This window comes from Frankia canadensis, from assembly GCF_900197875.1.
Classification (GTDB): Bacteria; Actinomycetota; Actinomycetes; order Frankiales; family Frankiaceae; genus Frankia; species Frankia canadensis.
On sequence record NZ_FZMO01000539.1, the window covers coordinates 21,151 to 29,905 of the forward strand.

General features: G+C 74.5%; 7 protein-coding genes. 2 read left to right on the plus strand and 5 right to left on the minus strand.

Features of this window, described 5'->3' with window-relative positions:
• Positions 1-28 precede the first annotated feature (28 nt).
• The 5 genes from C1A33_RS30055 to C1A33_RS30075 form a co-directional block, all read right to left on the minus strand.
• Positions 29-1,384: a glycosyltransferase family 4 protein gene (locus C1A33_RS30055; protein WP_207770571.1), complete on the minus strand. Its 1,356-nt coding sequence runs from the start codon at positions 1,382-1,384 to the stop codon at positions 29-31.
• 168 nt (positions 1,385-1,552) lie between these two features.
• Positions 1,553-1,906 carry a hypothetical protein gene (locus C1A33_RS30060; RefSeq protein ID WP_101835501.1) on the minus strand — a complete coding sequence of 118 codons (354 nt, stop codon included), beginning with the start codon at positions 1,904-1,906 and terminating at the stop codon, positions 1,553-1,555.
• Positions 1,907-1,912: 6 nt separating this feature from the next.
• Entirely contained in the window at positions 1,913-2,629 is a 717-nt protein-coding gene (locus tag C1A33_RS30065; protein WP_101835503.1) for a class I SAM-dependent methyltransferase, read from the minus strand.
• Positions 2,626-3,948, minus strand: coding sequence for a glycosyltransferase family 4 protein (locus C1A33_RS30070; protein WP_423748167.1), 1,323 nt, complete (start codon positions 3,946-3,948; stop codon positions 2,626-2,628). Before C1A33_RS30070 ends, C1A33_RS30065 begins: the two co-directional genes overlap by 4 nt.
• Before the next feature lie 11 nt (positions 3,949-3,959).
• Positions 3,960-4,943: a glycosyltransferase family 2 protein gene (locus C1A33_RS30075; protein WP_101835505.1), complete on the minus strand. Its 984-nt coding sequence runs from the start codon at positions 4,941-4,943 to the stop codon at positions 3,960-3,962.
• 409 nt (positions 4,944-5,352) lie between these two features.
• Here C1A33_RS30075 and C1A33_RS30080 point away from each other — a divergent pair, with 409 nt between their 5' ends.
• Both C1A33_RS30080 and C1A33_RS30085 read left to right on the plus strand, forming a co-directional pair.
• Positions 5,353-6,027, plus strand: coding sequence for an acyltransferase (locus C1A33_RS30080; RefSeq protein ID WP_101835507.1), 675 nt, complete (start codon positions 5,353-5,355; stop codon positions 6,025-6,027).
• A 390-nt stretch (positions 6,028-6,417) separates the two neighbouring features.
• The gene (locus C1A33_RS30085) at positions 6,418-8,505 is read left to right on the plus strand and encodes a glycosyltransferase family 39 protein (protein WP_243408079.1); all 2,088 of its coding nucleotides are present in this window, start codon (positions 6,418-6,420) and stop codon (positions 8,503-8,505) included.
• Positions 8,506-8,755: the final 250 nt, after the last annotated feature.

The window sequence follows — 8,755 nt, forward strand, 5'->3', positions numbered from 1 at the left end:
GACCGCTTGCTTCTCAACGGGGGCAACACTACGCCCGCCCGTCGTCGGCGACGGACACGGCAGGGGAACCGCTGACTCGACGGTAGAGCGCCCACGTCGCCTCCGCTGCCGCATTCCAGGTAAACATCCGGGCGCGGGCGCGTCCGGCATCCGACAACCGCCCGCGCAGGTCCGGATCACCCACGATCCGGGCCACCGCCGCCGCCAGCGCCGCGGCATCGCCGACCCCCGCGACGAGCGCGGCATCGCCCGCGACCTCGACCAGCGCCGGCGCGTCCGACACGACCACCGGTACCCCGTGCGCCATCGCCTCCACCACGGGCAGCCCGAAACCCTCCGACCGGCTCGGCGCGAGCAGCACCGCCGCCCGCGAGAGCACCACCGCGAGATCCTCGTCACTGATGCGCCCAAGGGTGCGGACGCGGGCGGGATCCAGCCCACGGCGCGTCGCCTCGGTACGCACGTCGAGCCCGCCCCAGCCGGTGGCACCGACATGGACAAGCGGCAGGCCCGGATCGTCCGGGCGGCACAGCGCGGCGAGCGCCGTGTCCAGCCCCTTACGGGGCTCCAGCGTGGCCAGGGTGAGCAGGTAGCCGCCGGGTGGCGGCAGGCCCAGGCGCGCGGCCCGGGCGTCGGCGTCGGGCGGCACCCGCGTCACCGCCTCTGCCACGCCCTCCCCGATCGCGTGCAGCCGCTGCGGAGGGATGGGCAGGTGGCGGGCCACCTCGGCGGCGACCGCCAAGGTCGGGACGACGATCGCGTCGGCCAGCCGGACGGCGCGCTCGCCCATCTGCCGGTGCCAGCGCGCGCCGTGCGGGGTGAGCGTCTCGGGATGCGTCCACGGCACCGCGTCGTGGATCGTGACGACGAGTCTCGGGCGCGGGCGGCGCCGGTCGAGGGCGTCCGCGAGCGCCGGGGCCACCGTGGCGCTGGCCCACGCCGACAGCGGCGGCCGCGGCCGCCCGGCCCCCAGACGCCCCCCGGCGGCTCGGGGGGATCCGCCCGAGCGACCGGAACCGCCGCCGGACCGGCCGGGCTCGCCCCGCAGCCGCTGGCTCAGTTTCCTGGTCAGCTGACCGCTGGTGCCCCCCGCCGGGGGAACGAGCAGGGTCGGGGCGTGGATCAGGTCGACGGACCGCGGCGCGGGACCCACACCACGCGACCAGCTCGCCGCCAGCGCCCGGCGCGGCAGGGCGAGGCGCATCGGCCCGAGGACCCCGGGCAGCGCCGCCTCCTCGAACCGGCGATGCGCGGCGCACCAGCCGGCGACGGAGTCACCGGGCTCGGCGAGCCGGGCCAGGGCGGCGGCGAGCTCGGCACTGTACCGGCCGGTACCACCCGGTACCGGCGCGAGCAGCTGCTCGACCAGAAAGCCCACACGCACGGTTCACAGTCTGCCCCTGCCCCGCCGCGCCCCGCGTGCGGGGTACCGCAGCCGTCCTCACCACGGCCGCGACCTGCGCGGGCAGAGCACCGGCCAGGCAGCCGCGGCGACCTGCGGAGGCGGGGCACCGGGCAGACAGCGGCGGGACACACGGCAGCGGTGGGTCGGTCAGCGGCGGCTGGACCAGATCCCGGCGCCCACCATGACCACGCAGAACAGGCCACCGACGGCGTACCCCACCCAGCGATCGGTGAAGGTGGCGAACCCCGCGCCCGCACCGAACACGATCAGCCCGAACAGCAGCACCGTGAGCAGGACGGCGACCACCCGCTGCGCCAGTCGGGAGGTCGGCGGCGGTGGCGGCCCGGTGCGCGGCGGCGGCCCGGAGCCAGCCGCGGCGCCGGGGCGGGACGGGGTTCCCGTGCCGGGAGAGGTGCCGGGGCGAGGCGGGCGGGCGGCGCCGCCCGGCGGGGTGCGGCGCGGGCCGTCGGCGGGCCGGGACGGGCGCTGTCTGGCAGCCATCCGCGCTCAGCTCCCCCGCTTGCGGGCATGGGTCAGCACGACGCTGCCCCCGCTGCCCTCGGGCGCGCGCCGGTCGGCCAGCGCGATCGCCGGGGAGAGCACCGCCGCCGCGTTCCAGCCGGCCCGGCCGCCGCGGGCGGACAACGTCAGGTACAGCCGCTCGGCCCGCTCGCCGCGGAACATGTAGGACTGCCGGATGACGTCGAGGCCCGCCTTGTCGAGCAGCTCGGCGAGCCGCTCACCCGGGTAGGTGTGCTTGACGTGGTAGCGCTCCCGGTGCCGGTCGAACAGGTCCGGCCAGCTGCCGGCGCGGGTCAGCGCGTCCGCGGACATCACCAGGTCGCCCCCGGGGCGCAGCACCCGGGCCATCTCGGCGAGGGCGGCCGGGCCGTCGTCGAAGTGCTCGATCGCGCACACGGACATGACCACGTCGAAGCTGGTGTCCGCGAACGGCAGCGCCAGCGCGTCGCCCTCGACGAGACCGGGATGGCCGCGCAGCCGCCGGCCGAACTCCAGCTTGTGCCGGGCGAGGTCCAGGCAGACGGCGCGGGCGCCGCGCCGGGCCGCCTGGCCGGCCCAGTAGCCGTCGCCGCCGGCGACGTCGAGCAGGGTGCGCCCGGTGAGCTCGCCGGCCCACGACAGCAGCGTGCCGACCTCGCGGCGGCGCATCACGTGGATCTGGTGTCCCACGAAGGCGAGGGCATCGTCACGTACGGGGCTCACCGATCCGCCTTCCGTTCCCGCTGATACTGACTGGCCTCACTGGTGCTCACGGTTCCTGCCGACCCGGCCGTCCCCGCGGACGCGGGCGTTCCCGCTGGTGCGACGGTTCCCGCCGACTCGGCCATTCCTGCTGGTGCGGCCGTTCCCGCAGGTGCGGCCGTTCCCGCAGGTTCGCTGTTCGCGCTGGTGCTGACCGCCAGTCTGCCCGCCAGCGCGGCGAGTGTGACGTCCAGGTACCGCTGCCAGGTGCCGTGCACGTCCGGTGGCGCCACCTTCGCCCGCAGGTCGGCCAGCACGCCCGGCTCGTAGAGGCGGCGCAGGGCGGCGGCGAGGGCGGCGGCGTCGTCCGGCGGCACGAGCAGCCCGTCGACGCCGTCGCGGACGGAGGTGGCGAGCGTTCCCACGGTGGTCGCGACGACCGGCAGGCCGTGCAGACGGGCGAGGTCGACGTTCTGCGACGCCGTCCCCGCCCGGTACGGCAGCACCAGCGCGTCGGCGGCGGCGAACAGGGCGGGCACGTCGGCGGCGGCCACGTAGCCGGCCCGCAGGTCCACCCGCGCGCGCAGACCGAGCTCGTCGATCAGGCTGACGGTGGCCGCCTCGTCCCCCCAGAACTCCCCGGCCACGGTGAGGCCCACCTCCGCCGGCCCGCGAGCCAGCGCGCGCAGCAGCACGTCCAGTCCCTTGTACGGCCGGACCAGGCCGAAGAACAGCAGCCGCCGGCGCGTCCCGGCACCGTCCGCGTCGACCGCACCGGTGGTGGTCATGCTCGGCGCGGTCCACAGGTGTGGGGCCATCTCGGCGACGGTGACGGGCACCGGTGTGAGCCGGCCCGCGAGCTCCGCCTGCGCCGGGGTGTGCACCAGCACCGCGTCCACCCGCCGCAGCACCGCCCGCGTCAGCGGCTCGTCCACCGCCCGCCGCTCGTGCGGCAGCACGTTGTGGCAGAGCGCCAGCACCCGCGGCCGGGCACCGCGACCAGCGCGCAGCGCGGACAGGATCGACAGGTACGCCGGCGCCTGCACCGGCGTGACGACGACCAGCACCACCGCGTCCACCGTACGCCGCAGCCGCCGGCCGAGCCGCACCCAGCCGTCGGGGCGCCGCCAGGACAGCGGATAGCGGGTCGGCGCGTACGGCTCCATCTCGGGCTCGCTCACCCGCTGCACACCCGGGTAGAGCCGGGCCGGGTACTGGTCCGACCAGGACTCGATCACCACCTCGTGGCCGAGAGCGGCCAGCCGGTGGGCGAGTTCGGTGGTGTGCTGGGCGATGCCGCCCTTGTAGGGGTGGGTCGGGCCGACGATCGCGACACGCATCCGCGGGCGCCTCAGGTGTCGCTGCGCGAGCGCGCGACAAGGTCGCCGATCAGGGCGAGCACGACGATCTGGAAGCCGACGAGGATCGCGAGCAACGTCGACGTCGCCACGTGGAAGTCGTAGCGGACCAGGTCGACGATCAGCTTGACGAAGCCCAACCCCATGATCCACAGGGCCAGCGGCATGAGCACCTTGAGCGGGTCGAAGTACATCACCATCCGCAGGACCTGCAGGATGTAGCGCCGCGCGTCCCGGAACGGGTGGAACTTCGACGTCCCGGCCCGCTTGGCGTAGTCGATCGGGAGGTAGTCGACCGGGTGCTGGTTCGACAGGAACGACATCGTGATCGTCGTGACGCAGCTGAACCCGGGCGGCAGCAGCCGCAGGTACGGCAGGGAGACCTCCCGGCGGAAGGCGCGCAGGCCCGAGTTCAGGTCGGGGATCTTCATGCCGGACAGCCGCTGCGCGATCATCCGGATCAGCCACTTGGCCGGCACCCGGGCCCACTTGTGGGTGCCCTCCTCGGTGAGCCGGGCCCCGACGACCTGGTCGACGTCGAGGTTGTCGTCGAGGTAGCGGACGAACTCGGGGATCCGCTCGTTCGGGTAGGTCATGTCCGCGTCGGTCCAGACCACGATCTTGCCGCGGGCCTCCTGGGTACCGATCCGCCGCGCGGTACCCGAGCCGCCGTTGCGGCGGAACGGCATGATCCGCATCCGCGGGAAGCGGGGGGCCGCGTCGCGCAGGACGGCCAGGGTGCTGTCGGTCGACTTGTCGTCGATCGCGAGGATCTCGTAGGCGTACCCGCTGACGTCCATCGCGGCCGAGATGCGCTCCAGCTCGCGCACGACATGGTCCTGCTCGTTGTAACAGGGCAGCACGATGGTGACGTACGGGACGTCGGGCCCGGCCTCGGCACGGCCGTCGCCCGTCGCCGGCTGCGTCGGGGTGCCGCTCTGGGGCTGCTCGGGTGTGTGGATGGCGCTGACACTCACGTCGGTGTGGCTCCCGGTCGTCGTTCCCGCCGGTCGTCGTTCGACGGCGGTGGTCCGTTCCCGGCGGTGGTCGCCGCATGGGCGACGCTGCCGCCGCTGCTTCGGTGGCCCGACGTCGTCCCCACTCCGATCGCCGGCCCGTGGCGGTGGTCGTGCGGTCCGTCCCCACGGACCTGCTGTTCTAGGGTGGCACGCCCCGCCCGGTCGGACGACGACCGGTCCGTCCAGGCGCCCGATCGGCCGGGCTACCAGGCACGACACGCCATCACCGGGTGTGCGTGCGCGTGCGGGCCCGGTCGGGCACGCCACCGGCCGAGGCGGGCAAGGCGGGCAAGGCGCGGGCCGGGCCGCCGGGACGCGGACCGGTGCCGGCCACGGGCCGGGCCACACCTGCGCCTACTGTTTGGTGGTGGCTGCGTTCAGAAGTGATCTACGGGAGTACGTCCGGCACGTCCGGGCGCTGCGGGCCGCCCGGGAGACCTCGGCCCGCGCTTTCGTCGCCGGGCTGCGCTACCCGCTGGCACACCGGCAGCCGATCTGGATCGGCTCGCCGACCGTCATCGAGGGCCGGGAGCGCATCGAGTTCACCGACGGCGCGGCGCTGCGGGTCGGGATGGGCGCGTTCGGGCTGTCGACGAAGCGGGACACGTCGATCATCCGGGTGCATCCCGAGGGCCGGCTGCGCTGCGAGGGCGTCGTCTCGCTGCAGCGGGGGGTACGGGTGGTTGTCGACTCCGGCGTGCTGGAACTCGCGCCCGGGGCGAACGTCAACGGTTTCGCCAAGATCCTCGTCCGGGAGCGGGTGTCGATCGGCGCCTACTGCAACGTCTCGTGGAACACTCAGCTGCTCGACAACGACTTCCACCCGATGGTCGTCGACGGTGTCGAACAGCCGATGAGCGGTCCGATCATCCTCGAGGACCGGGCGTGGATCGGCACGGGCTCGATCGTGCTCAAGGGCGTCACCGTCGGGGAGAGCGCGGTGGTCGCGGCGGGCTCGGTCGTGACCCGGGACGTGCCCCCGAAGGCCGTGGTCGCCGGCTCGCCCGCCAAGGTCGTCGGCCACATCGACTCCTGGCGCTGACCTGCGCGGGCACCCCCACCGTCAACAGGCGGGGGGTGTCCGTAACATGACAGCACCTTCGTCCGATGGGACTGTGCTGACTTGGGTGACTCCGTCGAATCCGGCGCGGCGGCCGCATCGTCCGCGTCGGCCGAACCGAACGCGGCGGACCGCCCCGCTCTCGCCGGTCAAGCTCCCGCCAGTCCCGCCAGTCCGGCCCCGTCCGGCCTGAGCTCGGCCGGCCCGGCCACGGCGGGGCGAGCCTCGTCCGACCCGGCTGCGGTTGCTCCGGCCCCGTCCGACCCGGCCACGGTTGCTCCGGCCCCGCCCGAACCAGCCACAGTGGGGCAGGCTCCATCCGAACCGACCACGGCTGGTCGGGCCTCGGCTGGTCTTGCCACCGGAGCGGCCGTGCCGCCGGTGATGGCCCGGTTCCGGCCATGGCGCATCGTGCGCTCCGCGCCAGCCGCCGTCTGGGTGATCACGCTGCTGTTCACCGCGGTGCTGACCAGCTGGTCGGTGATGATGCCGCAGTACCACGCACCGGACGAACCGAACCACGTCGACGCCGTCATGCGCCTCGTCGAGGGGCGCGGCTGGCCGCATCCCGGCCATGCCACGGTCACCAACGGCGGCGTCGGCGCGATCATGTCCGCACCCTACGGCTCCGCCCAGCAGCCGCGGGACCTGTCCGCCGGCCCGTTCACCGCCGCGCGGGCGCCCGACCGCGACGAGCGGCCCAGCTGGCAGACTCTGGAGAAGAGACGGAACCCGCCGGGCGATGTCCAGCAGCTCGTCCAGCACCCGCCGCTGTACTACTGGGTCAACGCGGTCATCCTCGAGGCGATCCCGGACGGCGGCACCCACCTGCGCTGGGATGAGATCATCGGCATCCTGCGCCTGGTCAGCGTGGCGATGGTCGCGCCGCTGCCGCTGCTGGCCTGGGCCGGCGCGCATCGCCTGTCCGACGGCAACCGGGTCGCGGGCATCTGCGCCGCGCTCGTCCCACTCGCCATCCCCGAGCTCTCCCACATCGGGTCGAGCGTCAACAACGACAACCTGCTCGTCCTGACCGCGGGCCTGGCCACCGTGGCGATCGTCTACGTGCTGCGCGGCGACACCTCCCTGCGCACGGCGGCGTGGACCGGCGCCTTCCTCGGCCTCGCGCTGATGACGAAGTCCCTGGCGATCGTGCTGGTGCCGATGGCGGTGCTGGCGTACCTCGTCGCCTGGTCCCGGGCCCGACGCGACGCCCGCCGGCTGCGCCGAGCCGCCGGCGCTTCCACCACCTCCGCCACGTCGAGCACCGCCGCTGCCGTCGGCGGCACCAGCCGCACCAGGGGTGCTGGTGGCGGCCTCACGGGCCTCGGCGGAACGAGCAACGGCGCCGCGGGGGGTGGCGAGGACGAGGGGAACAGCCCGTTCCGGCTCGCCGACGTCGGCCCGGCCGGTCCGTCCGCGGCCGCGCTGCGCGTCCCGTGGCGGCCCGTCGCGCTCGGCGGTGCCATCATGCTGGCGCTCGGCGGCTGGTGGTGGGTGGTCAACGTCGTACGCTGGGGAGCCTTCCAGCCGGAGACCCCCGGCTTCCCGCTCGGCCAGTACCTCGGCGACGACTGGGGTGCCTACACCGAACTGCTCATCAACGGGACGATCCTGCGCTGGTGGGGCTCGTTCGGCTGGTTCGAGGTCAATCTGACGACCGTCCCGGTGCGCACCGGGACCGCCCTGGTCATCACCTTCTTCGCGCTGGCACTGATCCGGGCCCGCAGCGGGCGCATCCGCGTGGACCTGCTGTTCCTGCTGTGGGTCACCTGGGGCCTGTTCGGGCTGATGACGCTGCAGTCGGCGAAGAACTTCGACAAGTACCTCCACGTCAGCGGCATCTCCGGGCGCTACCTGTACGCCGGGCTCGCCTCGCTCGCGATCGGGGTCGGGATGGGCGCGGCCACCACCGGTCGCTACCTGTCGCGGCTGATGCCCCTGCTGTTCCTGGCCGGTGCCGTCACCATGCAGGTCTGGTCGGTCATGATGGTGTTCCCGCGCTTCTGGCGGCCCGCCGGCGGCGATCTCGGGGACGCCTGGACCGACATGGCCGCGTGGTCCCCCTGGCCCGAATCCGCGCTGGTGACGATGGCCGTCGCGGTATGCGTGCTCGCCGTGGCGACCCTGGGCGTCTGCCTGTGGGTGCTCGTCGTCGGCGACGGTGAGCGCCGCCCGCCGCGGCGCGGTCGGCGTGCCGTCCGTGCCGCGGGCCCACAGCCGGGCGGCCTGCCGCGCGCGGACGCCGACCCGCCGGCGCGGACGCGACTCGACCCGCCGACACACGCCTCGTCGGGCGACCGTCCCGGCCAGCTCCGGAAGGCTCCGCTGGGGTCCGGCCGCCCGCGGCGGCGGGAGGCGGGCGCGCGGCGTGACGCGTCCCGCGGCACGGGCGGATCCGCCGATCTGCGTCCGATCGCCAGTCTCGGCGGCGGTACCGCCACGGACCCGGCGGAGTAGCGAACGGCGACATTGCGTCGATATCCACGGCGCAGCATGCGCACTCCCGCGCGTGGCGGCAGACTTACCTCGATCCTGGACCCGGGCGGTTGACCGCGAGGCCGCCAGCCGCCGGGGCCGTCGCACCATGAGATGGTGATCGTGCGTCCGGTGTCCGCCTGGTCGACCGTCTCAGCTCGGGGGGAATCGTGCGCCGCAAGCGGGAGACGGGCAGGGCGCGGGCGATGACGCCCCCGCCCACCTCGCCGCC